The sequence below is a fragment of the Methylobacterium sp. E-066 genome, assembly GCF_022829635.1.
Classification (GTDB): domain Bacteria; phylum Pseudomonadota; class Alphaproteobacteria; order Rhizobiales; family Beijerinckiaceae; genus Methylobacterium.
Window position 1 is genome coordinate 15,289 of record NZ_JAKSYO010000193.1, and the last position, 24,092, is coordinate 39,380.

Sequence of the window (24,092 nt, forward strand, 5' to 3'; positions counted from 1 at the left end):
ACTCACACGTTTCATCTCAGAAGCAGCGCGATGAACTACAACTGGAACTGGCGAATCTTCTTCGACGCCTCGCCCGAGGGCAACGGCACCTATCTCGACATGCTGCTCTCCGGGCTCATGTGGACGATCGCTACCGCCCTGTGCTCGTGGCTCATCGCGTTCTTCCTCGGCTCCCTGATCGGGGTGCTGCGGACCCTGCCGTCGAAGACCGCCAACGCCATCGGCACTGCCTATGTCGAGCTGTTCCGCAACGTGCCGCTGCTGGTGCAGATGTTCCTGTGGTACTTCGTGCTGCCCGAGGTGGTGCCGACGCAGGTGGGCGACGCGATCAAGCAACTGCCCGACGCGCCGTTCTACACCGCGGTGGTGTGCCTGGGCTTCTTCACCGCCTCGCGGGTGGCCGAGCAGGTCCGCGCCGGCATCCAGTCGCTCCCGCGCGGCCAGGGCATGGCCGGCACCGCGATGGGCTTCACGGTCTACCAGACCTACCGGTACGTGCTGCTGCCGAACGCCTACCGGATCATCCTGCCGCCGATGACCTCGGAATTCCTCAACAATCTCAAGAACACGTCCGTGGCCCTCACCATCGGCCTCCTCGAGCTGACCGCCCGGGCCCGTTCGATGCAGGAATTCTCGTTCCAGGTGTTCGAGGCGTTCACGGCCGCGACCCTGCTCTACGTGATCATCAATCTCGTGGTGGTCACCGCGGCGACCTACCTGGAGCGCGCCGTCGCGATCCCGGGCCAGCGCTGAGGCGCCGGCCCGCCCCTCGATTTCCCCGCTCCGCCGGCACCCGGCCACCGCGAACAGGCCCCGATGCTCTCGAATTTCGACTACACCGTCATCCTTTCCTCCCTGCCCTACCTGTTCGGGCAGGGCATGGTCTTCACCGTGACGCTCACCGCCATGGCGGCGGTCGGCGGCGTGGTGATCGGCACCCTGCTGGCGATGGCCCGGCTCTCGAGCGTGCCGGGCCTCAGCCACGTGGCCAAGGGCTATGTCGAGCTGTGCCGCTCGCTGCCGCTGGTGCTGGTGATCTTCTGGTTCTACTTCCTGGTGCCGTATATCGGCGCCTACGTGACCGGCGCCACGACCCCGATCCAGGTCGGCGCCTTCCCGTCGGCGCTGATCACCTTCATGGCGTTCGAGGCGGCCTACTTCTCCGAGATCATGCGGGCGGGCATCCAGTCGATCCCCAAGGGACAGACCGGGGCGGCCTTGGCGCTCGGGATGAATTACTGGCAGACCATGGCCAACGTCGTGCTGCCTCAGGCCTTCCGCAACATGCTGCCGCTGCTGCTGACCCAGACCGTGGTGTTGTTCCAGGATACCTCCCTGGTCTACGTGCTCTCGCTCACCGACTTCATGGGCGCCGCCTCGAAGGTGGCGCAGCGCGACGGCCGCCTCGTCGAGATGTATATCTTCGCCGCCATCGTCTACTTCGTGATCTGCTTCACGGCCTCGTTCCTGGTGCGTCGCCTGCAGAGCCGCGTCGCCATCATTCGCTGACCGACACTGGAGTCCGCGCCATGACCTCGACCCCGATGCCGGCCCCGTCCGTCAAGGAACCCGTCGCCGACGCCGCCCACGCTCCCCGGGATGCCGGGTTGCAGCCTGGCGGCCTCATCTCCGGCGTGCCCGCGGCGGCGCCCGGCGAGACGATGATCGCCATCGACAACATCAGCAAATGGTACGGCGACTTCCAGGTGCTGACGAATTGCACCACCAAGGTCGCCAAGGGCGAGGTCGTGGTGGTCTGCGGCCCCTCGGGCTCGGGCAAGTCGACCCTGATCAAGTGCGTCAACGCCCTCGAGCCGTTCCAGAAGGGCCAGATCACGGTCGCCGGCACCAAGGTCGTCGACAAGGCGACCAACCTGCCAAAACTCCGCTCCCGGGTCGGCATGGTGTTCCAGCATTTCGAGCTGTTCCCGCACCTGTCGATCACCGAGAACCTCACCATCGCCCAGCGCAAGGTCCTGGGCCGCGGCGCCGAGGACGCGAAGAAGCGCGGCCTCGACCTGCTGGCCCGGGTGGGCTTGAGCGCCCAGGCCGACAAGTTTCCGGGGCAGCTCTCGGGCGGCCAGCAACAGCGTGTGGCGATCGCCCGGGCGCTCGCCATGAACCCGGTGGTGATGCTGTTCGACGAGCCGACCTCGGCGCTGGACCCCGAGATGGTCGGCGAGGTGCTCGACGTGATGGTCGAGCTCGCCAAGGAGGGCATGACCATGATGGTCGTGACTCACGAGATGGGCTTCGCCCGCAAGGTCGCCGACCGGGTGATCTTCATGGACCGCGGCGAGATCGTCGAGGACGCCAAGAAGGAGGATTTCTTCGGCAGCCCCCGCTCCGAGCGCGCCCAGACGTTTTTGTCGAAGATCCTGCAGCACTGATTTTTTGCGACTTGGCCGAGGGATCTCGGATATCGCCGCGTGACGAAGGGAATGCCTACCCCCGTCACGCCGTCCGCTTGCGACCGCGGGCGCCGGTCTTGAGACCGGCCGCGAGAACCTCGCCCATCCGCACCTGCCAGCCCGGGCCGGTGGCCTGGTAGCCTTCGATCACGTCGGGGGGCAGGCGCAGGGTGACGAGCTTCTTGCGGGTCTCCGATCTGGGACGGCCGCGCTGCGTGAGCCTCGCGAAGAGTGCCGGATCCAGAACCTCGGAGGCCGGGCGCGCCTGCGCGGCCTGTTCGTCGGTGACCTCCGGTGCGTCTGGATCGCGCGCGATCGCGGCCTGGATCCGGGCCTCCTCGGCGTCGCTGATCGGGCCTGCCTTACGCTTGGTCATAGAGGCTCCTCTCCTTGCGGCTGGCCGGCCGCAGGCTGATGGCTGTCACCGCCTCTGTCCCGAGCGGCGAGAACACCAGCGCCCGCAAGTGCCCGTCGAGCCAGCCGATCGCGATGAATCGCGGACGGCCATCCGGTCCCGGATAGGTCGGGACGACGACGGCGCTGTCCCATTCGAAGCGGTCGCGGGCATCTACGAAATCGAGACCATGTCCCTCCGGCTCGGGGCGCAGATTGATCGCGCGCTTGCGCTCATCCCAGACCATATGCACGGAATTAACGTAGCTACAGACCGGACCGCCGGCAAGGCAACGCGCGCGGTCCGCTCAGAAGCCTGAGCGGCGTCGGTGGACCTAGCCGACTGCCGCCTGCGCCGCCCGATACTCCCGCCCGTGCCGGCAATAGCCCTCGACGATGCGGATCATCATCGCGCGCTTCTCGGCGTCCAGGGGCGACAGGATCCGCGCCGGGCGGCCGCCCCAGAGATAGCCGGCCTCCAGGATCTGCCCGGGATCGGTGGTGGCCCCGGCCGCCAGCATGACGTCGTCGGCGATCAGCGTGCCGGGGGCGATGCTGGCGCCGATGCCGATCAGCGCCCGGGCGCCGATCCGGCAATCGGCGATCCGGACGTTGTGCGCGATGGTGGTATCGCGCCCGATCACCACGCCCTCCCCCCGGGTGCGGATCGTGGTGTTGTCCTGGATGTTGGTGTCGGCCCCGACCACGATCGGCCCGACCTCGGCATTGAGATCGCAGCAGAACAGCACGCTGGCGCCGGCCCCGAGGCTGACCCGCCCGCGCAGGCGCGCGGTCCGGGCCACGAACACGCTGTCCTCGACCTCCGGGGGAAGGCCCGGATCGGCGGCCGAGCCGTCGCCCATCCGCTCGCGCAGGCGCTCGGCGCGCTCGGCGACCTCGTCCGGGTCGATCGGCCGGCTCGGCCGCGCCGGGCTGCCGGCATAGGCGTATCCGCCGTCGAGCTTCATGCGGGGGAACACGGTCGAGCCCGCCTCGATCACGGCGTTGTCGCCGATCTCGGCCCCGTCGAGGATCACGACATCGTCCTCGATCACGACGTCGGAGCCGACCGTGCAGGCATGCACGACGCTGTTGCGCCCGACCGTGACCCGGTCGCCGACCTGCGTCCCGTGGGTGAGGGTCGCGATATGCACCGTCGAGCGGTGGCCGAGCCAGAACCTGTCCCCGAGGCTGATGGTCTGCCCGTCGGCGCGGATCACCGCCTCGTCGCCGATCCAGGCCTGCGCGCCGATCCGGGCTGCGCCGATCACCGTGCTGCCGCGCCCGCACCAGACCGGGCGGCTGGCGAAATCCGGCAGGACGCCCGCGTAGGGCAGGATCAGGTCGGGGGTCACATTGGTATCCTTCTCCGCCGATCACGCCGCCGCGCCCGCGACCGGGGCGAAGGCGGCTCGATGTGCCATATAGAGGCGCGGCCGGGTGTGACAGGCGTGGGACGGTCCCGCGCCGCCCCCGCACCGCCGGACGAGGATCGTTGGACCGGACCATGAGCGCCCCCGCCCCGAGCGTCGCCATCCAGGCCGAGCCCTTCGACACCGCCGCCGAGATCGCCCGGATCGGCGCCGAACTCGGCGGCCGGGCCGGGGCGGTCGTCACCTTCACGGGCCTGTGCAGGGACGAGGCCGGACGCCTCGCCGCCCTGGAGCTCGAACATTATCCCGGCATGGCCGAGGCCGAGATCCTTCGGGTTGCCGAGGAGGCGGTGACCCGCTGGCCGCTCCAGGCCCTGCGGGTCATCCATCGCCACGGCCGCGTCTTACCGGGCGACGGCATCGTGCTGGTGGTGACCGCCTCCAGCCACCGGGTCGCGGCCTTCGAGGCGGCGGACTTTTTGATGGACTATCTCAAGACCCGCGCCCCGTTCTGGAAGCGCGAGCACCTCGCCGACGGCACCACCGGCGGCTGGGTCGAGGCCGCCGCCCACGACGACGCCGCGGCCGAGCGCTGGAGCTGACGCGGCCTACAGGATCGCGTTGAACAGCACCGCGGCGAGCGCGCCGGCGATCGCGAGGCCGAGGATGACCACGCTGCTAAGCTGATCTCCCGTGTCCACGGTCCGGCCTGGGCCGAGGGAATGGGTGTGGGGCTCGTTGCTGCTCACGCGGTCTCTCCCGGATGCGCCCGGCTCCCCGCGGGAGCGATTGCGCGGGCGGACAACGCGTGAAACGCCGTCCGGTCGCGGGGCTCCGCGCACAAGCTTGGTAGACAGCCGCACTTGACCCCGACCGGCCCGGGGCGTTCGTGAGCCCGCGATGCAGGAGCGGTGATGACGGACGGTCAACTTCGGGACTTGGACGGCCCGGTCGGGCCCTGGCGCGGAGCCCTGCCGCTGGCGGCTTCGGGGATCGCCGTCGTGTGCTTCACGGCGTTGCTGGCGCTGGCCTGGATGTCGGTGGGCACGCTGCTGCTGATCTTCGCGGGCGTGCTGCTCGGCGTGTTCCTCGACGGCCTGACCCGGGGGCTCGGCCATGTCCTGCCCCTGCCCCGGGGCCTGCGCCTGACCATCGCCAGCCTGGCGGTCGCCGTCGCGGCGATCGGCTTCGGGACCTATGGCGGCGCCACCATCGTGCAGCAGGGGCGCGACCTCGGCACCACGATCAAGGACCAGGCCGGCACGGTTTCGGGCTGGCTCGCCGAGCGCGGCATCGACGTGCCGAGCCTCGCCCCCCAGGGCGGCGGCAAGGACGGTTCGACCGAGTCCAGCCAGAAGGAGGGCGGCCTCGGCGGCCTCGCCAACGGCCTGCTCAAGGGCAGCAGCTCGATCGTCTCCGACGCGGGCAGCGTCCTCGGGCCGGCCGCCGCCGTGATCCTCGGTCTGTTCGACGCGCTGGGCAACCTGCTGGTGATCGCCTTCCTGGGGCTGGCCTTCGCGGCCGACCCGAAAGCCTACCGGGACGGTGCGCTGCGCTTCGTCCCACCGCAGAAGCGCCCGCGCGCGGCCAAGGTCCTCGACGGTGCCGGCGAGACCCTGCGGCACTGGCTGTTCGGCCAGCTGATCATCATGGCGGTGATCTTCCTCTGCACCTGGGCCGGGCTGGCCTTCCTGGGGATCGGCGGCGCGCTGATCCTTGGCCTCCAGGCGGGTCTGCTGGCCTTCGTGCCGACCGTGGGGCCGCTGGTGGCGGGGATCGTGATCATCCTGGCGGCCCTGGCCTCGGGCCTCAAGGCGGTGATCGGCGCCATCGGCGTCTACCTGGCGGTGCAGTGCCTGGAGAGCTACGGCCTGACGCCGTTCATCCAGAAGCGAGCCCTGGACATCCCCCCGGCCACGATCTTCGCCGGCCAGCTGATCCTGGGCGTGATTTTTGGGCTCTGGGGCATCGCCCTGGCTCTGCCGCTGATGGCGGTGATCAAGGTGCTGCTGGAGCAGCTCTACGTGGAGGACACGCTGCACGAGCCGGCGAGCAGTTGAGGCGCGGGTTATGATGCGCGGGACGGCGGGTGGTGTGGCCACTCAAGTTTGAACCCAACCCGCTTGGCCGAGTTCGAGCGTGCTTGCCGGCCCGTCGAGTAGCAGTGCCTTCGGTGTCCGCCCGAGGTATTGGGCGGCCGGATTCAATTTCAAATCCGGTCATTTGCGCTATCCTGCCGCTCACCCACCGGGCGGAACGGCCTGCCTGGCACAAACGGAGCGCGCCGACCCATGTTCGACGAATACGGCATTCCACGCGGCGCTGAGTTGGACGAACCTGCGCTGCCGGCGCTTTATCACTTCGTCTACTGCAGCCGTGCCGCCGACGGCGTCGACGACGCCGAGGTCGGCCGCATCGTCGAGGCGGCCCAGCGCCACAATCTCGCGCGCGGCATCACCGGGGTGCTGGTTTACGGAAGTGGCGTCTTCTTCCAGTGGATCGAGGGGCCGGCCGCCGAGATCCAGAAGCTGATCACGAGCCTTCATGGCGATCCGCGCCATTACGATATCGTTTCGCTGAGCCAGAGCGAGGAAGAGCGCGAGCGTCTCTATCCGAACTGGGACATGGAGAGGGTCGAAGCCGAGGACATCCGCCTGGTACTACAGGACGCGCTGGACAGCGCCGAAGACAAGAACAACGTCGCAGCACTGACGCGGATTCTCAAGCAACTCGATTCGGGGCCGCTGGTTTCGCTTGGGCGAAGCTGATCGGGTCAGCACCCGGTCGCCTCGAGCCGATCCGCCACTGGCGTCGTGACGAACTGTATCCGCGGCGACGGCTTTTGGCTGGTTGCTCGCTGCGGCCATGCCAATGGCATGTTGTGATGATCCGCTCCGAACGACGACACTGAGAGCTTGGTTGACCGGTTGTTCCCATTCTCGCCCTCATCCTGAGGTGGCGTAGCGGAGCGGAGCCCTCGAAGGAGCCCTCCAGCCAGCCGCGCGATCCCTGGAGGGCTCCTTCGAGGCTGCTGCGCAGCACCTCAGGATGAGGGGAGAGATTGGGATACACGTCAGTCAGAACCGTCACGCGACTGCGATCACGCAGTCAAACAGGCTCTGAGAGGGGTCGCGTCGCCGCCAAAAGCGGACGCGCTGAAGGATTGGTGAGGGGCATTTCTTACCGTCAATCAGGCCCCAGGCCTGTATCCGCTTTCAGGCCGCACGTGCAGCAACGGGTCCGACTCAGTTAGGCCGGAAGCAGCCACTGCGCACGCGAGCCGACTGAGGCGAGTCCTGGACGTGTCCGGCATGCCGCGCCTTCGCTCTACGGATCCGTCGGTCGCACGCGAATGCCCGTCATTCCGGGCCGCCGCGGGCGAGCCCGTCACCCGCGCAACGCCGCCTCGATCATCCGGGCCACCGCCAGCGCGCGGCCGTCATCGCCGAAGCGGCCGATCACCTGCACGCCCACCGGCAGGCGCTCGCCCGGCACCGGCACGTTCACGCAGGGCACGCCCATCAGGGTCCAGAGCTGGTTGAAGCGCGGATCGCCCGTGGAGGCCAGGGTCGCCGGGGCCGGGCCCGGGGCCGAGAAGGTCAGAATCGCATCGTAGTCGGCGAACAGGCTCTTGAGCACCCGGCGGGCCCGGTGGGCGTGGCGGCGGGCCTCGTCGTACGCCGCGGCCGCGATCGCCGCGCCGGCATCGAGATGCTCCCGGACCCGCGGCGGCAGCGCGTCGCGATGGGAGTCGTATTCCCAGGCCAGCGCCAGCCGGCCCTCGTAGTTCTGGATGATTCGGTGGCGCTCCCAGGCGAGCGCCAGCTCCGGCGGCAGCGCGAGGTCGGTGACCTGCGCGCCGGCCCGCTCGGCGGCCTGCCGGGCGCGGTTCAGGGCGGCCTCGGCGGCGGGCTCCGGCGCCTCGGCGAAATCCTGCCGCACGAGGCCGATGCGCGGGGCAGAGCCGGACTCTGCCCGCACGATCTCCGGACGGCCGGTGACCAGCGCCAGGGCGTGGGCGACGTCCGCGACGCCAGCGGCGAACAGCCCGACCGTGTCGAGCGCCCAGGAATAGGTCTTGACCCCGACCGTCGGGATCAGCCGGAAGGACGGCTTCACCGCCGCGCAGCCGCAATAGCTCGCCGGCCGGATCACCGAGCCCGCCGTCTGGGTGCCGAGCGCCAGGGGCAGCAGCCCCGCCCCCACCGCCGCGGCGGAGCCCGCCGAGGATCCGCCCGGGGTGTGGCCGGGATCGTGCGGGTTGACCGTCGCGGTCGGGTCGCTGCTGGCGAAGGCCGTGGTGGTGGTCTTGGCCAGAGCCACGGCGCCGAGGCCTTTCAGGCGCGCCACCACCGAGGCATCGCCCCGGGGCCGCCAGCCCTCGTAGAGCGAGGAACCCATCTGGGTCGGCAGGCCGGCGCTGTCGATGATGTCCTTCACGCCCACCGCGATGCCGGCGAGCGGCCCGGAATTCGGGATGGCCGGATTGTCGTCCAGCGTCACCAGCGTGCGCAGCTCCGGCTCCCGCGCGGCGATCGCCGCACGGCACAGATCGATCGCGCCCGAGGGCGTCAGGGTGCCGGCTTCGATGCGGGCGCGGAGATCGAGGATTGACAGCATTCTGTATTCAGTCCCCGGGCCGGGCCCCTGTCAACTCAAGCGCTCGCCGCCGAAGTGGAGGCCGGTTCGGCGTCAGCGCGCGCGTCACATCCAGGATTGAGAACCGTCCTCGATCGTATGGCGATCGGGGACGGTTCTCGGAGGCCACAGGCCGGGCCATTCCCGAATCGGCGTTGACGAACGCTTTACGCGGTCGTGCGCATCGTCCGGGTCATGTGGCGTGGCGTATCCCTGTTCTCGGCCCTGGCGCTGTTCGGCGCGGGGCTCACCGCGTGCTCGATCAACCGGTTCGAGCGGCGCGACCCGTGGCGCGATCAGGCGGAGCAGGTCTGCTTGGCGAAGAAACTAGTCGAGCCGACCGAGTTCATCACGCCGGTCGCGGCGATGGACGGGCCCGGCCCGTGCGGCATGCAGCAGCCCTTCCGGGTGACGCGGCTGGCCGGCGGCACGGTGGTGATGAAGCAGCGGATGACGCTCGGCTGCCCGGCGCTCGCCGAGGCCGAGGCCTGGCTCGCCGACACGATCCAGCCCGCCGCCGACCTGTATTTCGGCGTCCCGGTGGCCGAGATCAACGCCGGCTCCTATTCCTGCCGCGGGCGCAACAACCAGCCCGGCGCCAAGCTCTCCGAGCACGGCTTCGGCAACGCGATCGACGTGATGTCGATCAAGCTGGCCGACGGCCACGTCATCACCGTCAAGGGCGGCTGGCGCGGGACGGAGGCCGAGCAGGGCTTTTTGCGCGAGATCTTTTTGGGCGCCTGCCAGCGCTTCACCACGGTGCTGGCCCCGGGCTCGAACGTTTTCCACTACGACCACATCCATGTCGACCTCGCCCGGCACGACCCGCGCGGCCTCAAGCGGATCTGCCAGCCGCTGATCAAGTTCACACCCCAGCTCGGCACCGGGGTCGAGCGGCCCCTGTCGCGCCCGGTCCCGCCGCCGCGCCAGCCGGCCGCTCCGCAGGCGCCGGTGGATATCGAGGAGGACGATCCCTACGGCGTCTCGCCGATGTCGAAGGCCGCGAGCCCGACCCAGGTCGCCCGCGCTCCGGCCCGCGTGCCGGCGGCCACGGCCTACACCTCCGCGCCGCCGGTCCGGCCCGCGCCGCGCATCGCCGCGGCTGCCCCGGAGGAGCCGGCGCAGGATTACGACGAGCCGCTGCAGCTCGGCGCGCCGCCGCCGAGCACGGGGCCGATCTACTGAGCCGTGGCCCCGGATTGCGGGACGATCGCCAAGTGGTAGTCTCGCGGCTTCCGCGGAGGGGGCGATGCCTTCGAGCTACATCCTGGACGAGCAGCGTCGGGCGGCCAAACTGGATGCGTTGCGGCGGGATATCCGCGCGGGAATGGAAAGCGGCCCCTCGGCGCCGTTGGATATCGAAGCGCTGAAGGCTGAGGGCCGGCGCCGCTTGGCCGCCGTCGAGAGCGGGACCATTCGGTATCCGCGCGCCAGGACTGGGCCGACCGGCGCGTAGCACTTCGGGACCGTGGCCGCCGCGCCGCACCGCCCGGTAAACCGCCGGTTCAACCCTAAGCCGACTTGACTGGCGCCCCCGCCAAGCCATCGTCTCGCGCATGCAGGACAGCACCCCCGTCGAGGCACGCGCCATGCGCCCGATCCTTCACAGCCTGGCCCTCGGGCTGGCCCTCCTCTCCGTCGCGCAGCCGGCTTTGGCCCGTTCGGCCCGGGAGGATATCGAGCCCGCCGAGGAGCGGATCTTTCCGTTCGACGCGCAGATCCCGGGCTGCCAGGACCCGAGCGTCCTGGAGCGGGTCTCGACCAACTTCGCCGAGAAGGAGGCGAAGTACTGGAATTCGTCAATGACGATCCGGTCCTTCGACACGATCGAGCGCACCGCCTGGCGGCCCTGGGGGCTGGACACCTATCCGCGCCGGTTCTGCTCGGCCACCGTCACCACGTCGGACGGCGTGCGCCGCAAGGTCGATTACTCGGTCCGCGAGAGCCTCGGCATCATCGGGGCGAGCTGGGGCGTCGAGTTCTGCGTCCACGGCCTCGACCGCGACCTGGCCTACGCCTACGCCACCGCCTGCCGGATGGCGCGCCCCTGACCATGCGCGTCCGCGCCGCCTGCCTCGCCGGCCTGCTGCTCGCGGGGCCGGCCGCCGCCCAGGATGTCGGCGGCTTCAGCCGCCGGAGCGAGCCGGGCGCGTTCGACTTCTACGTGCTGGCCCTGTCGTGGTCGCCGACCTACTGCGCCGGCGTCGGCGAGCGCCGGAACGACGTGCAATGCACCCCCGGCCGGGGCCTCGGCTTCGTCGTCCACGGGCTGTGGCCGCAACACGCCCGCGGCTACCCGCAGAACTGCTCCGCGGTGGAGCGCGCGCCGACCCGGCAGGCACTGGAGGTGGCCGGGCAGGTCTATCCGAGCGAGGGGCTCGCCCGGCACGAATGGCGCGCCCACGGCACCTGTTCCGGCCTCGATCCCACCAGCTACTTCCAGGCCGCCCGCGACGCGCGCCTCGCCGTGACGATCCCCGACGGGCTGAAGGGCGGCGGTGCTCCGCAAACTTTGGCGCCGATCGAGATCGCCCGGCAATTCGTGGCCGCCAACCGCGGCCTGCGTCCCGATATGATGGCGGTGACCTGCACCCGCGGGCAGCTCCAGGAGGTGCGGATCTGCTTCTCCAAGGACCTACGCAGCTTCGCTCCTTGCCCCGAGGTCGCCCGCGGCAATTGCCGCGCGCCGGACGTCACGCTGGACGCCGCCCGCTGATTTATTTGGCCGGTTTCGCGGTTTGAGGCTGGACCCGGATCGCGCGATCCGCTTCAGGGCGCAGCCATGAACTATCGGCACGCCTTCCACGCCGGCAACCATGCCGACGTGCTCAAGCATCTCGTCCTGGCGCGGGTGCTCGCGCATCTCTGCCTGAAGGACAAGCCGTTCCGGGCGCTCGACGCCTTCGCGGGCCTCGGGATCTACGACCTGACCGCCGACGAGGCCTCCCGAACCGGCGAATGGCGGGACGGCTGGGGCCGGATGGACGAGCCGTTCGCGCCGGAGGTCGAGGCGCTGCTCGCGCCCTACCGGGAGGCCGTGGCGGCGGTGCAGGCCCGCTACGGCGCCACCGCCTATCCCGGCTCGCCGGCCATGATCCGCGAGGCGCTGCGGCCGGGCGACAAGGGCGTGTTCGTCGAACTCCACCCGGAGGACGCCGCGACCCTGCGGGACCGCTACGAACGCGACGGGCGCACCAAGGTCCTGAACCTCGACGGCTGGACCGCCGTCAACGCCCAGATCCCGCACCCGGAGCGCCGCGGCCTCGTGCTGATCGACCCGCCCTACGAGGTGCCGGGCGAGGTCGAGCGCCTCGGCAGCCATCTCGCCCGCGCGGTGGCGAAATGGCCGACCGGGATTTTCCTGGCCTGGTATCCGATCAAGGACGCGGCTGCGATCGACCGCATGGTCCGCGACCTCGACGCCGCCCTGCCCCGTCCGGCCCTGCGCCTCGACCTGCTGATCGACCGGCCGGACGACCCGACGCGGCTCTCCGGCAGCGGGTTGATCGTGGTCAATCCGCCCTGGCGCCTGGCCGAAGAGGCGCTTCTGTTCTTGCCGGCCCTAGCACAGCGGCTGGCTCGGGAGGCGTTCGGCGGATTTCGCTGCGATTCGCTCGGTCGTGAGAGCTGATTCGTCACTATTGATTCGGGGCGGCAAGGCCGGAACAATTCTTTAAGAGATTTCGCACAAGTGCGGCCAACTCTGTTGTGGCGCTAAAGCCACATTTCCCGGCCGACCCGCGTTGTGAGCCCCGGAATGACTAAAAACTAGGCAAGTGCCGTTAGTTTGCTTTTGTATCATTCACGGGTCGGTGTCAGCTTGGCCGGGAACCAATTCGAACGAGCTGCGACATCATGCTGAAGCGATCCACCCTGGCCGGCCTGGCCACCGTGCTGCTCTCCACGACCAGCATCCTCGCGGCCGACCTGCAGACCAAGGCGCCCGTGCCGGTGCCGCCCCCGGCCGAGCCCTGCAAGGCCACGCTCCTGGGCCCGACCTATAGCGGCACGATCAAGGCCAACCCGAACCCGACCTGCTTCTCGGCCGGTCCGCTGGGCGACCTCTATGTCGGCGGTGCCGTCACCGGCTACGGCTACACGCAGACCAACCCGTTCGCGTCGTTCTCGACGCCGGCCGCCCCCAATGACCGGGATCGCTCCGCGCGGTTCGATTTCTCGAACATCCAGGGCATCATTCAGAAGCCCGAGGGCGCGTTCCAGTTCTACATCCAGGCTGGCGGCTACTCGATCCCGCAGCTCGGCTTCCCGACCCTCGGGACGTTCACCCAGACCGACCTGCTGTTCGGCCCGGTCCCGGTCGCCTTCGGCAAGATCCAGATCAACGATGAATGGTCGGTCCAGGGCGGACGGATGTTCACCCTGATCGGCACCGAGCTGCTGTTCACCTATCAGAACCTGAACATCAACCGCGGCCTCCTGTTCGTGCAGGAGAACTTCATCAACCAGGGTGTGCAGGTCAATTACGCCAGCGGCCCGCTCTCGGTCTCGCTCGCCGGCACCGACGGCTTCTTCTCCAACGAGATCACCTGGTTCACCGGCAACGTCGCCTACAAGCTCGACGACTTCAACACGATCGGCGTCAACGGCGGCCTCAACGTCGGGCGCACCAACGCCCTCGATCGCAGCCCACGCTACCAGTTCGCGACGCCGAACGCGCAGCAGAACAGCGGCATCTTCAACATCAACTACACCTACGCGAACGGTCCCTGGATCGTCTCGCCGTACTTCCAGTTCACCAACGTCGAGCGTGACGTCCGCGTCGGGATCAACAACACCGCATCGACCTACGGCGGTGCCCTGCTGGCGGCCTATTCCTTCACCGACAACTTCTCGCTGGCCGGCCGCGTCGAATACACCGAGCAGACCGGCGTGCGGGGCTCCGGCGGAACGAACCTGCTCGGCTTCGGTGCCGGCAGCAACGCCTTCTCGGTCACCGTCACGCCGACCTTCACGTTCGACCGCTACTTCTTCCGGGTCGAGTACGCCCATGTCGAACTCGGCGGCATCACCCGCGGAAATCTCGCCGAGGGCACGCTGGGCAGCGGCTTCGGCCGCACCGGCAACCGCACCTCGCAGGACCGCTACATGGTCGAGACCGGCATCACCTTCTGATCCAATTCCCCATACCGGCCTCCGGGCCGGACGTTTTGAACCCCCGGGCGCGAGCCCGGGGGTTTTTTCTTGCCTGTAAAAAAAAGCTGAACGTCTTCCGAAAAACCGAGATTATCTCGCGTTGATCCGCGAACTTTAATATAGAAATCTTCCAAACTCACAATGATCGCGATCTATCGCGAGTTATCAGGACAGTTCGAGCAAGCTTTAAAGCGCTCGGAACTTGCGATGGTATGGGCGTATCACCTAATGTGCTTCGCTCGTAACGCGTGAATGTTGGGGGCCTCTGGAAATGCCGGTGATCAAGGTTTTGTCGGACACGTTGCGGAGTGTCGCCGCGCCCGGCATGTCGCCGAAGGCGTTGCGCGCCGCCGTCCGGGAGAAGCATCCCGATGCATCCAAGAGAGATATCGTGCGGGCCGCCTTCTATGCGTTGACCGAGGAGCAATCGCAGGATCTGGCCTGCCTGGCCGAATTGCACGGCTTCGCCCTCGTCGAGCGCGTGTCCGAGGATGAGCGGACCATCAAGGTGGACGGCCACAAGAAGAAGCGCCGGGTCGCCAAGACGGCCGAGGCTGCGACCGCCGAATTGGCCGAAGCGCTGAACTGAAGGCGGCAGCGGCCATCCTGCATCGCGAGGAATCGCGATCGGTGTCGCTCAGTCCCGCCGGAGCAAGCGCCGGCCGGGCCGGTGCCCCTCCTCCCCGGTATCGCGGAACCCGAGCTTCTGCAGGAGGCCCCAGGAGGCGACGTTGCCGGGGCGGCATTCCGCCACGATGATGCGCGCCGGGAAGCGCCGGGCGAGAAGCCCTAGGATCGCCGAGACCGCCTCGAAGGCATAACCGCGCCCGCGCGCCGCGCCGCCGACCCAGTAGCCGATCTCGATCGCGCCGGGACCGCGCAGATGCGTCCCGACGACGCCGACAAGGCCCGACCCGGCTGCGGCCGGCCGTGGTTCCGGATCGGCGTCCTGCGCGCCGCTGCCGCGCATCCAGGCCCCCAGGAAGCGGTCCTGGCCGCGCGCACCGCTGCGGATCAGGTCTTCGGCATCGCGCACCGTGAAGGGCGCCGGCAGGAAATCGACCGCCGCGGTGATGGCCGGGTCGTCGGTGAGCCGGCGCAGGTCCTGGGCATCCTCGGGCCGCAGGGCCGCGATCGACAGCCGGGCGGTCTCGAGCCGGGGCAGGTCGGCGAGGCTGTCACGGGTGGCGCGGATGGTAAACATCGTTCCGATGTGGGGTGGCGGCCGGGCCGGAAAAGGCACGGTCATGCCCCCCGGTTTCATCCCGCGAAGACTTCGACGACTCGTCGAACAGAGCGCGGCGCGGTCACGGATAGGCCGGACGGGAACGGTTGCTTAACCTGAATCCGTCTTCATTGGGGCATCAAGTTGCGTCAGGCAAACGGGTGCGTCGATGCGGGTGCGCGGTACGGGTCGAGGGTTACGGACGCTGTCGCGCGTCGCCCTCATCGGCATCATCGGCGGCGGTGCCGCCGCCTGTTCCTCGGACGCATCGCGCCTGAGCAACCCATTCTCCAACCCCTTCTCGTCGGAGCCTGCCGCCACCGGCAGCCTGCCGGAGGGCGGCCTCAAGCCGGCGCCGGCGATCCGCACCGGCCGGATCCAGTCCGAGGCGCTCGGCGCCCCCGGCGCGACCCCGCGCCCGGCGGCCACGGCGATCCCGGCCCCGACTCCGGCGGCCGCTCCGGCCACCCGCGTCGCCTCCACCGGCACCCCCGGCTGGAGCGCGCAGGGCGGCACCCAGATCACGGTGTCGAAGAACGACAGCCTGAACCAGATGTCGACCCGCTTCGGCGTGCCCGCCTCGGCGATCCTGTCGGCCAACGGCCTGTCCAACGCCAGCCAGATCACCCCCGGCCGACAGATCGTGATCCCGGTCTACAACGCCTCCGGGCTGAACCCGGCCGCGGCCCCGATGACCGCGCGTCCGGCCCGGGCCGCCGAGGAGAAGCGCGAGGACGCCCGGCAGATCGAAGCCAAGGTTCCCTCCAAGCGCGAGGACGCCAAGGAGGCGGCCAAGCGTGAGGAGGCCAAGCGCGAAGAGACCAAGCGGGCCGCCGCCGAGAAGGAAGCGGACCGCAAGGAAGCGCTCGCCCGGGATACCGCCGCCCGCAAGGTCGCGGAAGAAAAATCCCGCAAGGAGGCGTCCCTGAAGGAGGCCGACAAGAAGAAGCACGTCCGCCCGGGCCAGGTCGCCAAGGCGGACGAGAAGAAGGCCGATCCGAAGGCGGATGCGAAGGCCAAGGCCGAGGCGAAGGCTCAGGAAGCCAAGGCCGAGGCTAAGGCGTCCGCGAAGGCCGAGGCCACCCAGAAACTCGCCGAGGCCAAGGCCGCCAAGGAGGCGGCCCAGAAGGCCGCCGCCGCGGAGAAGCCCGAGAAGGTCGCCGCCAAGGAGGCGCCGAAGCCGGTCGCCGCGGCCGCGCCGGCCAAGCCCGAGCCCGCCGCCACCGGCTCGGTCGCCGATGCGACCCCGTCCGAGAGCTTCCGCTGGCCCGCCAAGGGCCGTGTGATCTCGGGCTACGGCACCTCGGGCAACGAGGGCATCAACATCGCGGTGCCGGAAGGCACGCCAGTCAAGGCCGCCGAGGAAGGCACCGTGGCCTATGCCGGCTCGGACGTGAAGGGCTACGGCAAGCTGGTGCTGGTGCGCCACGCCAACGGCTTCGTCTCGGCCTACGCCCATAACGGCGAGATCGACGTGAAGCCCGGCGACAAGGTCAAGCGCGGCCAGACCATCGCCAAGTCCGGCGCGTCGGGCAACGTGACCTCGCCGCAGCTGCACTTCGAGATCCGCAAGGGCGGCTCGCCCGTGGACCCGATGTCCCAGCTCGCCAGCAACTGAGGCGACACATTCGATACACAGCGCACGGCGGTCCCGAGAGGGGCCGCTGTTTTCGTTCGTGACGGCCCCTGTTGCGCCGTCAGGCCCCGGCGATCAGACCTTGGGCGCCTGCAGCGTTCCGTCCGGGCTGTGCTGGTCCACCGCCTCCGGCAGGGCCTTGGCCAGGGTCGGAAACAGCTGGTCGACCGGAATGCCGAGCTTCTGCGCCATCTGGCGGACCTGCTCGTTGCCCAGGACCTTCTGGAGGTCGTCGGCGGTGATCGGCTCGTTCGGGCCGCGGCCCAGCCAGGAATTGACCTGGCTCTCGTAGCCGGAGCGGCGGAGCTGATCGAGCAGCGCGTTGAGGCCGCCGGGCAGGACCTGCTGGATGATACCGGGCAGCGCCTTGAGCGCCATCTGCCCGAGCGAACCGCCGAGACTATCGAGCAAGCTCATCCTGATCCTCCTATCGATCCCCGTACGGGAGTATCATAGGGCGCGACCGGGTCCGGCCGAGGGCCGCCGCCGACAAAACGATCAGCGGACCTGCGTGCTGAAGTTCGGCTGCGGCTTCAAGCGACCGTTCTCGCTCTGGGCCGCGACCGCCGCGGGCAGGAACTCGGCGAGCGCCGTCGCCACTCGGCCAGCCGGCAGATTGAGGTCGTAGGCCAGCCGCTCGGTGACCGCATCCGGCAGGCATTGCGCGACGGCGGCGACCGGGACGGAGCGGTTCTCCCCGGACCCGATCCAGGAGTCGACGGCCTCGCCATGGCCGGTCTCGCGCAGCCGGTCCAGGAAGGCGACCAGGCCGCCCGGGTAAAACTTGGCCAGCGCCAGGGCGAGCTTGCCGCTGCCGGTGCTCACGACCGCCCGGTCGGCCGCCGCGACCACGTCGCCGATCAGGGTCTTCACACCGTCGAGCAGGCCCATCGTGTCGTATCTCCCGGTTCCGTCACCGCGCCCAAGGTCGGGCGCGGCCGGCTGCCGACAAGAGCGGATGCGGCGATTGCGCGGGAAATCCGTTAGGGTGCCTGACGAATCGAGGGAGCGATCCGTGAAGCGCGTGCAGGCCGGTGTACTCGACGTCGCCTACAGGGAGGTCGGCCCGCCGGACGGCAAGCCGGCGGTGCTGCTCCACGGCTTCCCGTACGACATTCACGCCTACGACGCCGCGGCGGAGCGCCTGGCCGGGGCCGGGGTGCGCTGCCTGATCCCGTATCTGCGGGGCTACGGGCCGACCCGGTTCCGCGATCCCGCCACCCTGCGCTCCGGCGAGCAGGCGGCCCTCGGGGCTGACCTCCTGGCCTTCCTGGACGCGCTCGGAATCGAGCGGGCCGTGCTCGCGGGCTACGATTGGGGCGGCCGGGCGGCCTGCGTGGTCGCGGCGCTCTGGCCGGGTCGGGCGGCGGGGCTGGTGAGCTGCGGCGTGGGCTACAACATCCAGAATATCCCGGTCTCGGGGAACCCGGCGGCGCCGGACGTCGAGCACAGGTTGTGGTACCAGTATTACCTCCACGGCGAGCGCGGCCGCGCCGGCCTGGCGGCCAACCGCGCGCAATTCTGCGAATTGTTGTGGCGGCTTTGGTCCCCGACCTGGCCGTTCTCCGAAGAGACCTACGGCCGGACCGCCCGATCCTTCGAAGAAAACCCGGAATTCGTCGACGTGGTGGTCCACTCCTACCGCCACCGCTTCGGCCTGGTCTCCGGCGACCCGGCGCTGGTCGAGATCGAGGCCCGGCTGGCGGCCCAGCCCGAGATCGCCGTGCCGTCGGTGGTCCTGCTCGGGGCCGACGACGGCGTCGGGCCGCCGCCGGCGACCGACACCGACGCGCAGCACTTCACCGGGCCGTACCGGCGCGCCGTCGTCGCGGGGGTCGGCCACAACTTTCCCCAGGAGGCGCCGGACGCCTTCGCGGAGGCGGTTCTCGGCCTGCTGTGATGGCCTGAGCGCGGGGCGTTGCTTTCGGGAAGCCCCTGGCTATAGTCCGCGCGCTTTCAGACAGGTCTGCACACGCCGCAATCGGCGGCAGGCCTGCGTGCCAATCGCAGGAGACGCTCGTTGATCACCCCCGCCTTCGCGCAAGGGGCCGCTACGGCCGCTGGCGGAGCGGAGATCGCCTTTCAGGTGATCCCGTTCGTCCTGATCTTCGTGATCATGTATTTCCTGATCCTGCGACCGCAGCAGAAACGGGTCAAGGACCACCAGGCGCTGATCAAGGCGGTCCGCCGGGACGACACGATCGTCACCAATGGCGGCCTGGTCGGGCGGGTCGTGAAGGCCGTGGACGATCAGTCCGAGATCGAGGTCGAGATCGCCCCGAACGTCCGCGTGCGGGTCGTCCGGACGATGATCTCCGAGGTCCGCGCCAAGGGCGGACCGGCCAAGGCCGCCTGACACCTTCCATGAAGCGGCCGGCGTAACCCGCCGGCTTGACAGAGAAAACACCGGCCGATGCTGCGCTTCTCCCGTGCGAAGATCATCACGACCCTCGCGGCGATCCTGATCGGCCTGATGCTCGCGGTGCCGAGCTTCTTCTCGCCCGAGCAGCGCAAGGGCTTCATGGCGAGCCTGCCGTCCTGGTTCCCGGCCTGGATCGTCCCGACCCGGGCGATCGTGCTCGGCCTCGACCTCCAGGGCGGCTCGCAGCTGCTGCTGGAGGTCGATCAGAACGAGCTGGTCGCCTCCCAGGCCAAGGCCCTGCGCGACGACGTGCGCCGCACCCTCCAGCAGGAGAATGTCCGCGCCGACGGCGGCATCGGCCTGCTCCAGCGCGGCGTCCAGGTGAAGGTCGCGGACGACGCGGCCCGGGCCAAGGTCCTGCCGAAGCTGCAGGAATTGTCGCTGCCGATCACCACGTCGATCGGCCAGACCGCCGCCCGCACCCTCGACATCACCGAGCAGCCCGGCGGCGTGATCCGGCTGACGCTCACCGATGTCGGCATCACCGAGCGCACCCGCCGGGCGGTCAGCCAGGGCATCGAGGTCATCCGCCGCCGGCTCGATTCCACCGGCACCACCGAGCCGTCGATCCAGCAGCAGGGCGCCGACCGGATCCTGATCCAGGTCCCGGGCGAGCAGAACCCGGAGCGGCTGGAGAAGCTGCTGGGCTCCACCGCCAAGCTCGAGTTCCGCATGCTGGCCGACAGCCCCTCGGGCGATGTCGACATGCTGCCTTCCAAGGACGAGAAGGGCGCCAAGGTGCCGGTCGAGCGCCGGGTCATGGCGGATGGCGGCGAGCTGACCGACGCCCAGCCGGCCTTCGACCAGCAGTCGCATGAGCCGATGGTCAGCTTCAAATTCAACCTGCGCGGCGCCCAGCGCTTCGGCCAGGCGACCTCGGAGAATGTCGGCCGGCGCATGGCGATCGTGCTCGACAACGAGGTGGTCTCGGCCCCGGTGATCCGCTCGGCGATCACCGGCGGTTCGGGCCAGATCACCGGCAACTTCACGGTTCAGCAGGCCAACGACCTGTCGGTCCTGCTCCGGGCCGGCGCCCTGCCGGCGAAGTTCACCGTGGTCGAGCGCCGCGTCGTCGGCCCCGGCCTCGGCCGCGACTCGATCCAGGCTGGCAAGCTCGCGACCCTGGTGGCGGCGGGCCTGGTGGTCTGCTTCATGTTCGCCACCTACGGGACCTTCGGCTTCATCGCCAACATCGCCCTGATGGTCCATGTCGGGCTGATCCTGGGCCTGATGTCGGTGCTGGAGGCGACCATGACCCTGCCGGGCATCGCCGGCATCGTGCTCACCATCGGCACGGCGGTGGATTCCAACGTGCTGATCTACGAGCGCATGCGCGAGGAGAGCCATGCCGGCCGCTCGCTGATCTCCGCGCTCCAGGCCGGCTTCGACCGCGCCTTCGCGACGATCATCGACTCGAACTCGACCATGGCGATCGCCGCGCTGATCCTGTTCTTCCTCGGCTCCGGGCCGGTGAAGGGGTTCGCCGTGGTGTTCATCCTCGGCATCCTCACCACGGTCATCACCGCCGTGACGCTGACCCGGATGATGATCGCGGTGTGGTATAAGACGTTCAGGCCGAAGGCTCTGCCGTTCTGAATGAACTTTCTTTCGGGAGATGCATCGCCGCCGGTGTGATCCGCCGCTCCAAACCCCGAACCTCATCCTGAGGTGCCCGCGCCAACGGGCCTCGAAGGAGGGATCCAGGGACCGCGCGCAGCCTGGAGGCCTTTTTCGAGGCTTGCGCGGGGCGCAAGCACCTCAGGATGAGGTCGCGGGTGGGACGGGATCGCGCCGGTGCTGACATCTTCCACACGTTAGGTCCGAAACAATGCGCCTGCTCCGCCTCTGGCCCGATGAATCGCATTTCGACTTCATGCGCTTCCGGCGGCTCACTTTTCCGCTGTCGGCCTTGCTGTCGCTCGCGACCGTGGTGCTGTTCCTCACCATCGGGCTGAACTTCGGCATCGACTTCAAGGGCGGCACCCTGGTCGAGCTGCAGGCCAAGTCCGGCACCGCCGACGTGGCCGCGATCCGGCACACCGCGGTGGGCTTCGGCTTCGGCGAGCCGGAGGTGCAGGAGCTCGGCAACCAAGGCACCGTGCTGGTGCGCCTGCCGCTCCAGCCCGGCGAGCAGGGCCAGACCGCGGTGATGAACAAGGCGCATGCCGCCTTCGACGCCGATTACGATTTCCGCCGCACCGAGACCGTCGGCCCGCGCGTCTCGGGCGAGCTGGTCCAGTCCGGCACGCTCGGCGTCGTGCTGTCGGTGGTCGCGGTGCTGCTGTACCTCTGGTTCCGGTTCGAGCGGGAGCTGGCGCTCGGCGCCATCGTCGGCACGCTCCACGATATCGTGCTGACGGTGGGCGTGTTCATCATCACCCGCATCGAGTTCAACATGACCTCGATCGCCGCGATCCTGACCATCGTCGGCTACTCGCTCAACGAGACCGTCGTGGTGTTCGACCGGACCCGCGAGCTGATGCGGCGCTACAAGACCATCCCCACGGTCGACCTGCTGAACCTGTCGATCAACTCGACCATGTCGCGGACCGTGATGACCTCGATCTCGTCCGGCCTGTCGCTGCTGGCGCTGGTCCTGTTCGGCGGCGAGGCGATCAAGGGCTTCGCCATCGTGATGCTCTGCGGCGTCGTGATCTGCACCTACTCGGCGATCTTCGTCTCGACTCCGGTGTTGATCTATCTGGGGCTGATGCTCTCGGGCGCCCGGGCGGCGGCCGAGCGCTCCGGCGTCCCGCAACCCGCCGAGTAATTTTTAACGCGATGGCCGAGCCGGCGAGTCCGAAAAACTTTGACTCCGGCTTCGTGCCGGGGCGCCACATCATCGACACCTACGGCAATGGCGGCTTCCGCTTCGCCGGGATGTCGCATCGCGGCTCGCTCCTGCTCCTGCCCTCGGGGGTGCGTGCCTGGGACGTGACCGCCCCGAAGGCGATCGACCGCACATCCCTGCGCCCGGTCCAGGCCGAGGCGGCGGGAATCGAGCTTTTGCTGGTCGGCACCGGCCTCGACATCGCGGCGATCGACCCGTCCCTGCGCGGCTGGCTCAAGGATGCCGGTATCGGCCTCGACGTGATGCAGACGGGCGCCGCCGCCCGCACCTACAACATCCTGGTGGCCGAGAACCGCAAGGTCGCGGCCGCCCTGATCGTGGTCGTTTGATGCCGGAGGTCGACGACAAGCCCGCCGAGACCGGCCTGGCCTTCGCGCAGGCCCATTGCGAGCAGCTGGTCCGCGACGGCGACCCGGACCGCTACTACGCGACCCTGTTCGCCCCAGCCGCCGCCCGCCCGCACCTCTTCGCCCTCTACGCCTTCAGCCTGACCATCGCGCGGGTGCGTGAGGCCGCCTCGAATCCCATGGCCGGGGAGATCCGCCTGCAATGGTGGCGCGACGCGCTCCAGGGCGAGGCCCGGGGCGATGTCCGCGCCAACCCGGTGGCGGCGGCCCTCGAAGAGGCGATCCGGGTGAACCGCCTCCTGCGCCAGCCCTTCGTGGACCTGATCGACGCCCGGGTGTTCGACCTCTACGAGGATCCGATGCCCCGGGTGAACGACCTGGAGGGCTATTGCGGCGAGACCGCCTCAGCCCTGTTCCGGCTGGCGAGCCTGGTGATCGGCAACGGCACCGAGCCGGGCGGTGCGGGAGCCGCCGGCCATGCCGGCGTGGCCTACGGCCTCACCGGCCTGCTGCGCGCCCTGCCCTGGCACGCCCGCTCCGGCCAGGTCTACCTGCCGTCCGACGTGCTGGCCCGCTACGGCGTCACCCGGGAAGACATCACCAGCGGCCGCGGCGGCCCCGGCCTGCGCCGGGCCTGCGCCGACCTGCGCGACCTCGCCCGCACCCATCTCAAGGCCTTCGAGGCCGCCCGCCCGGCCATCGCGCCGCTCGCCGGCACGGCGTTCCTGCCGGTGGCCCTGGTCGAGCCCTATCTCGCGACGATGGAGCGGGCGAGCTACGACCCGCTCAACACGCTCACCGACCTGCCGCGCTGGCGGAGGCTGTGGCGGCTGTGGCGGGCTTCGCGGCGGATTGGGTGAACACCTTCGAGCGAACGACCCTCACCGTCATTGCGAGCGCAGCGAAGCAACCCAGTGCAGCGCGCGATCTCGGAATGGTGGCGTTTCCCTGGGTTGCTTCGCTGCGCTCGCAATGACGGCGTGGAACGGGGACCTCACAGCACCAGCGCCAACCCCGGCACCAGCGCCGCCAGGCGGATCGGCGGGCCGAGCTCCGGGTCGGCCTCGGGGGTCGTGAGGGTCGCGATCCGGCAGTGGCCGTCGTGAAGGAGGCCGGTCACGAGGCGGCCGCCCGGTTCCAGGGCCGCGCGCCAGTGGGGTGGGATGGCGTCGACGCTGCCGTGGACCAGGATCCGGTCGAAGCCGCCATCCGGCAGCTCCGGGGCGAGGCCGTCGGCCTGGACCACGTGGACCTCGGACTGGTCGGTGAGCCGCGCGGCGGCCTCCCGGGCCAACGTCGCGTAACGCTCCAGGCTCAGGACCGCGCCGGCCCCGAGCTTGGCCAGCAGCGCCGTGGCGTAGCCCGAGCCGGTGCCGATCTCGAGAACCCTTTGGCCGGGCTCGACCCGCAGGAGCGCCAGCATCTGCGCCACCAGGGTCGGCGCGGTCATCGCGGCGCCGCAGGGCAGCGGCAGGGCGATGTCCCGCCGGGCCTGGGCACGGTGGGCGGCCGGGGCGAAGGGCTCCCGCGGGACCTGCTCCATGGCCCGCAGGATCGCGGTGTCCCGCAGGCCCCGGCCCCGGAGCGCCATGACGAAGGCCGCGTTGCCGGCAGCCTCCTCAAGGCCGCCCAGGTCGATCAC

General features: G+C 69.5%; 29 protein-coding genes. 20 read left to right on the forward strand and 9 right to left on the reverse strand.

What is annotated here, in order from left to right; genetic code table 11:
* Nucleotides 1-30: 30 nt before the first annotated feature.
* The 3 genes from MKL20_RS28785 (at nt 31) to MKL20_RS28795 (ending at nt 2,390) form a co-directional block, all read left to right on the forward strand.
* On the forward strand, nt 31-753 hold the full coding sequence (locus MKL20_RS28785) for an amino acid ABC transporter permease (RefSeq protein WP_243971875.1): 723 nt from the start codon (nt 31-33) through the stop codon (nt 751-753).
* Between the two features lie 63 nt (nt 754-816).
* Entirely contained in the window at nt 817-1,509 is a 693-nt protein-coding gene (locus MKL20_RS28790) for an amino acid ABC transporter permease (protein ID WP_244039548.1), read from the forward strand.
* A 152-nt stretch (nt 1,510-1,661) separates the two neighbouring features.
* Nucleotides 1,662-2,390 carry an amino acid ABC transporter ATP-binding protein gene (locus MKL20_RS28795; RefSeq protein ID WP_244039641.1) on the forward strand — a complete coding sequence of 243 codons (729 nt, stop codon included), beginning with the start codon at nt 1,662-1,664 and terminating at the stop codon, nt 2,388-2,390.
* 64 nt (nt 2,391-2,454) lie between these two features.
* On the opposite strand, the gene MKL20_RS28800 is transcribed toward MKL20_RS28795, so the two are convergent.
* From MKL20_RS28800 to MKL20_RS28810, 3 genes are all read right to left on the reverse strand, one after another.
* Nucleotides 2,455-2,787, reverse strand: a complete 333-nt coding sequence (locus MKL20_RS28800) for a BrnA antitoxin family protein (protein WP_244039549.1) — start codon at nt 2,785-2,787, stop codon at nt 2,455-2,457.
* The gene (locus MKL20_RS28805; protein ID WP_244039642.1) at nt 2,774-3,052 is read right to left on the reverse strand and encodes a BrnT family toxin; all 279 of its coding nucleotides are present in this window, start codon (nt 3,050-3,052) and stop codon (nt 2,774-2,776) included. The genes MKL20_RS28800 and MKL20_RS28805 overlap by 14 nt, the downstream gene beginning before the upstream one ends.
* Nucleotides 3,053-3,139: 87 nt before the next feature.
* On the reverse strand, nt 3,140-4,159 hold the full coding sequence (locus MKL20_RS28810; RefSeq protein WP_244039550.1) for a gamma carbonic anhydrase family protein: 1,020 nt from the start codon (nt 4,157-4,159) through the stop codon (nt 3,140-3,142).
* Between the two features lie 152 nt (nt 4,160-4,311).
* Here MKL20_RS28810 and MKL20_RS28815 point away from each other — a divergent pair, with 152 nt between their 5' ends.
* Nucleotides 4,312-4,779, forward strand: coding sequence for a molybdenum cofactor biosynthesis protein MoaE (locus MKL20_RS28815; protein WP_244039551.1), 468 nt, complete (start codon nt 4,312-4,314; stop codon nt 4,777-4,779).
* A 6-nt stretch (nt 4,780-4,785) separates the two neighbouring features.
* Here MKL20_RS28815 and MKL20_RS28820 read toward each other — a convergent pair whose 3' ends face one another.
* Nucleotides 4,786-4,926, reverse strand: coding sequence for a hypothetical protein (locus tag MKL20_RS28820; protein WP_243971865.1), 141 nt, complete (start codon nt 4,924-4,926; stop codon nt 4,786-4,788).
* Nucleotides 4,927-5,091: 165 nt separating this feature from the next.
* Here MKL20_RS28820 and MKL20_RS28825 point away from each other — a divergent pair, with 165 nt between their 5' ends.
* Nucleotides 5,092-6,237 carry an AI-2E family transporter gene (locus MKL20_RS28825; protein WP_244039552.1) on the forward strand — a complete coding sequence of 382 codons (1,146 nt, stop codon included), beginning with the start codon at nt 5,092-5,094 and terminating at the stop codon, nt 6,235-6,237.
* A 231-nt stretch (nt 6,238-6,468) separates the two neighbouring features.
* Nucleotides 6,469-6,945, forward strand: coding sequence for a BLUF domain-containing protein (locus MKL20_RS28830; protein ID WP_244039553.1), 477 nt, complete (start codon nt 6,469-6,471; stop codon nt 6,943-6,945).
* A 619-nt stretch (nt 6,946-7,564) separates the two neighbouring features.
* On the opposite strand, the gene MKL20_RS28835 is transcribed toward MKL20_RS28830, so the two are convergent.
* Entirely contained in the window at nt 7,565-8,797 is a 1,233-nt protein-coding gene (locus MKL20_RS28835) for an amidase (RefSeq protein ID WP_244039554.1), read from the reverse strand.
* Nucleotides 8,798-9,010: 213 nt separating this feature from the next.
* Between MKL20_RS28835 and MKL20_RS28840 the strand changes: the two genes are divergently transcribed.
* From MKL20_RS28840 to MKL20_RS28870, 7 genes are all read left to right on the forward strand, one after another.
* Nucleotides 9,011-10,000 (forward strand): extensin family protein, encoded by a 990-nt coding sequence (locus MKL20_RS28840; protein ID WP_244039643.1) that lies wholly within the window; start codon nt 9,011-9,013, stop codon nt 9,998-10,000.
* Between the two features lie 64 nt (nt 10,001-10,064).
* Nucleotides 10,065-10,271 (forward strand): hypothetical protein, encoded by a 207-nt coding sequence (locus tag MKL20_RS28845; RefSeq protein WP_244039555.1) that lies wholly within the window; start codon nt 10,065-10,067, stop codon nt 10,269-10,271.
* Nucleotides 10,272-10,404: 133 nt separating this feature from the next.
* The gene (locus MKL20_RS28850; protein WP_243971854.1) at nt 10,405-10,866 is read left to right on the forward strand and encodes a hypothetical protein; all 462 of its coding nucleotides are present in this window, start codon (nt 10,405-10,407) and stop codon (nt 10,864-10,866) included.
* A gap of 2 nt (nt 10,867-10,868) precedes the next feature.
* A complete protein-coding gene (locus MKL20_RS28855) occupies nt 10,869-11,531 on the forward strand; it encodes a ribonuclease T2 (protein ID WP_244039556.1) in 663 nt (220 codons plus the stop codon).
* 66 nt (nt 11,532-11,597) lie between these two features.
* Entirely contained in the window at nt 11,598-12,446 is an 849-nt protein-coding gene (locus tag MKL20_RS28860; RefSeq protein WP_244039557.1) for a 23S rRNA (adenine(2030)-N(6))-methyltransferase RlmJ, read from the forward strand.
* Nucleotides 12,447-12,670: 224 nt separating this feature from the next.
* Entirely contained in the window at nt 12,671-13,948 is a 1,278-nt protein-coding gene (locus MKL20_RS28865) for a porin (protein ID WP_244039558.1), read from the forward strand.
* A 292-nt stretch (nt 13,949-14,240) separates the two neighbouring features.
* Nucleotides 14,241-14,558, forward strand: coding sequence for a hypothetical protein (locus MKL20_RS28870; RefSeq protein WP_243971845.1), 318 nt, complete (start codon nt 14,241-14,243; stop codon nt 14,556-14,558).
* A gap of 48 nt (nt 14,559-14,606) precedes the next feature.
* On the opposite strand, the gene MKL20_RS28875 is transcribed toward MKL20_RS28870, so the two are convergent.
* A complete protein-coding gene (locus MKL20_RS28875; protein WP_244039644.1) occupies nt 14,607-15,173 on the reverse strand; it encodes a GNAT family N-acetyltransferase in 567 nt (188 codons plus the stop codon).
* Between the two features lie 190 nt (nt 15,174-15,363).
* On the opposite strand from MKL20_RS28875, the gene MKL20_RS28880 reads away from it, so the two are divergent.
* Nucleotides 15,364-16,812, forward strand: coding sequence for a peptidoglycan DD-metalloendopeptidase family protein (locus MKL20_RS28880; protein WP_244039559.1), 1,449 nt, complete (start codon nt 15,364-15,366; stop codon nt 16,810-16,812).
* Between the two features lie 93 nt (nt 16,813-16,905).
* On the opposite strand, the gene MKL20_RS28885 is transcribed toward MKL20_RS28880, so the two are convergent.
* Together MKL20_RS28885 and MKL20_RS28890 are read right to left on the reverse strand one after the other, a co-directional pair.
* The gene (locus MKL20_RS28885; RefSeq protein WP_244039560.1) at nt 16,906-17,247 is read right to left on the reverse strand and encodes a YidB family protein; all 342 of its coding nucleotides are present in this window, start codon (nt 17,245-17,247) and stop codon (nt 16,906-16,908) included.
* An 81-nt stretch (nt 17,248-17,328) separates the two neighbouring features.
* Nucleotides 17,329-17,721 (reverse strand): YidB family protein, encoded by a 393-nt coding sequence (locus tag MKL20_RS28890; RefSeq protein WP_244039561.1) that lies wholly within the window; start codon nt 17,719-17,721, stop codon nt 17,329-17,331.
* Nucleotides 17,722-17,845: 124 nt separating this feature from the next.
* Between MKL20_RS28890 and MKL20_RS28895 the strand changes: the two genes are divergently transcribed.
* The 6 genes from MKL20_RS28895 (at nt 17,846) to MKL20_RS28920 (ending at nt 23,310) form a co-directional block, all read left to right on the forward strand.
* Entirely contained in the window at nt 17,846-18,730 is an 885-nt protein-coding gene (locus tag MKL20_RS28895) for an alpha/beta fold hydrolase (RefSeq protein WP_244039562.1), read from the forward strand.
* A 120-nt stretch (nt 18,731-18,850) separates the two neighbouring features.
* Nucleotides 18,851-19,186, forward strand: a complete 336-nt coding sequence (gene yajC / locus MKL20_RS28900) for a preprotein translocase subunit YajC (RefSeq protein ID WP_243971834.1) — start codon at nt 18,851-18,853, stop codon at nt 19,184-19,186.
* Nucleotides 19,187-19,243: 57 nt separating this feature from the next.
* Entirely contained in the window at nt 19,244-20,848 is a 1,605-nt protein-coding gene (secD, locus tag MKL20_RS28905) for a protein translocase subunit SecD (RefSeq protein ID WP_244039563.1), read from the forward strand.
* 232 nt (nt 20,849-21,080) lie between these two features.
* On the forward strand, nt 21,081-22,022 hold the full coding sequence (gene secF, locus MKL20_RS28910; RefSeq protein WP_243971829.1) for a protein translocase subunit SecF: 942 nt from the start codon (nt 21,081-21,083) through the stop codon (nt 22,020-22,022).
* 11 nt (nt 22,023-22,033) lie between these two features.
* Nucleotides 22,034-22,432: an Mth938-like domain-containing protein gene (locus tag MKL20_RS28915; protein WP_244039564.1), complete on the forward strand. Its 399-nt coding sequence runs from the start codon at nt 22,034-22,036 to the stop codon at nt 22,430-22,432.
* A complete protein-coding gene (locus tag MKL20_RS28920) occupies nt 22,432-23,310 on the forward strand; it encodes a phytoene/squalene synthase family protein (RefSeq protein ID WP_244039565.1) in 879 nt (292 codons plus the stop codon). The genes MKL20_RS28915 and MKL20_RS28920 overlap by 1 nt, the downstream gene beginning before the upstream one ends.
* Nucleotides 23,311-23,444: 134 nt before the next feature.
* Here MKL20_RS28920 and MKL20_RS28925 read toward each other — a convergent pair whose 3' ends face one another.
* Entirely contained in the window at nt 23,445-24,092 is a 648-nt protein-coding gene (locus tag MKL20_RS28925; protein ID WP_244039566.1) for a protein-L-isoaspartate O-methyltransferase family protein, read from the reverse strand.

Excerpts from the sequence above, each read along its gene's own strand:
- MKL20_RS28785 (WP_243971875.1), top strand. The coding sequence starts at position 31 with ATGAACTACAACTGGAACTGGCGAATCTTCTTCGACGCCTCGCCCGAG.
- MKL20_RS28790 (WP_244039548.1), top strand. The coding sequence starts at position 817 with ATGCTCTCGAATTTCGACTACACCGTCATCCTTTCCTCCCTGCCCTAC.
- MKL20_RS28795 (WP_244039641.1), top strand. The coding sequence starts at position 1,662 with ATGATCGCCATCGACAACATCAGCAAATGGTACGGCGACTTCCAGGTG.
- MKL20_RS28800 (WP_244039549.1), bottom strand. The coding sequence starts at position 2,787 with ATGACCAAGCGTAAGGCAGGCCCGATCAGCGACGCCGAGGAGGCCCGG.
- MKL20_RS28805 (WP_244039642.1), bottom strand. The coding sequence starts at position 3,052 with ATGGTCTGGGATGAGCGCAAGCGCGCGATCAATCTGCGCCCCGAGCCG.
- MKL20_RS28815 (WP_244039551.1), top strand. The coding sequence starts at position 4,312 with ATGAGCGCCCCCGCCCCGAGCGTCGCCATCCAGGCCGAGCCCTTCGAC.
- MKL20_RS28825 (WP_244039552.1), top strand. The coding sequence starts at position 5,092 with ATGACGGACGGTCAACTTCGGGACTTGGACGGCCCGGTCGGGCCCTGG.
- MKL20_RS28830 (WP_244039553.1), top strand. The coding sequence starts at position 6,469 with ATGTTCGACGAATACGGCATTCCACGCGGCGCTGAGTTGGACGAACCT.
- MKL20_RS28835 (WP_244039554.1), bottom strand. The coding sequence starts at position 8,797 with ATGCTGTCAATCCTCGATCTCCGCGCCCGCATCGAAGCCGGCACCCTG.
- MKL20_RS28840 (WP_244039643.1), top strand. The coding sequence starts at position 9,011 with ATGTGGCGTGGCGTATCCCTGTTCTCGGCCCTGGCGCTGTTCGGCGCG.
- MKL20_RS28845 (WP_244039555.1), top strand. The coding sequence starts at position 10,065 with ATGCCTTCGAGCTACATCCTGGACGAGCAGCGTCGGGCGGCCAAACTG.
- MKL20_RS28850 (WP_243971854.1), top strand. The coding sequence starts at position 10,405 with ATGCGCCCGATCCTTCACAGCCTGGCCCTCGGGCTGGCCCTCCTCTCC.
- MKL20_RS28855 (WP_244039556.1), top strand. The coding sequence starts at position 10,869 with ATGCGCGTCCGCGCCGCCTGCCTCGCCGGCCTGCTGCTCGCGGGGCCG.
- MKL20_RS28860 (WP_244039557.1), top strand. The coding sequence starts at position 11,598 with ATGAACTATCGGCACGCCTTCCACGCCGGCAACCATGCCGACGTGCTC.
- MKL20_RS28865 (WP_244039558.1), top strand. The coding sequence starts at position 12,671 with ATGCTGAAGCGATCCACCCTGGCCGGCCTGGCCACCGTGCTGCTCTCC.
- MKL20_RS28870 (WP_243971845.1), top strand. The coding sequence starts at position 14,241 with ATGCCGGTGATCAAGGTTTTGTCGGACACGTTGCGGAGTGTCGCCGCG.
- MKL20_RS28875 (WP_244039644.1), bottom strand. The coding sequence starts at position 15,173 with ATGTTTACCATCCGCGCCACCCGTGACAGCCTCGCCGACCTGCCCCGG.
- MKL20_RS28880 (WP_244039559.1), top strand. The coding sequence starts at position 15,364 with ATGCGGGTGCGCGGTACGGGTCGAGGGTTACGGACGCTGTCGCGCGTC.
- MKL20_RS28885 (WP_244039560.1), bottom strand. The coding sequence starts at position 17,247 with ATGAGCTTGCTCGATAGTCTCGGCGGTTCGCTCGGGCAGATGGCGCTC.
- MKL20_RS28890 (WP_244039561.1), bottom strand. The coding sequence starts at position 17,721 with ATGGGCCTGCTCGACGGTGTGAAGACCCTGATCGGCGACGTGGTCGCG.
- secD (WP_244039563.1), top strand. The coding sequence starts at position 19,244 with ATGCTGCGCTTCTCCCGTGCGAAGATCATCACGACCCTCGCGGCGATC.
- secF (WP_243971829.1), top strand. The coding sequence starts at position 21,081 with ATGCGCCTGCTCCGCCTCTGGCCCGATGAATCGCATTTCGACTTCATG.
- MKL20_RS28915 (WP_244039564.1), top strand. The coding sequence starts at position 22,034 with ATGGCCGAGCCGGCGAGTCCGAAAAACTTTGACTCCGGCTTCGTGCCG.
- MKL20_RS28920 (WP_244039565.1), top strand. The coding sequence starts at position 22,432 with ATGCCGGAGGTCGACGACAAGCCCGCCGAGACCGGCCTGGCCTTCGCG.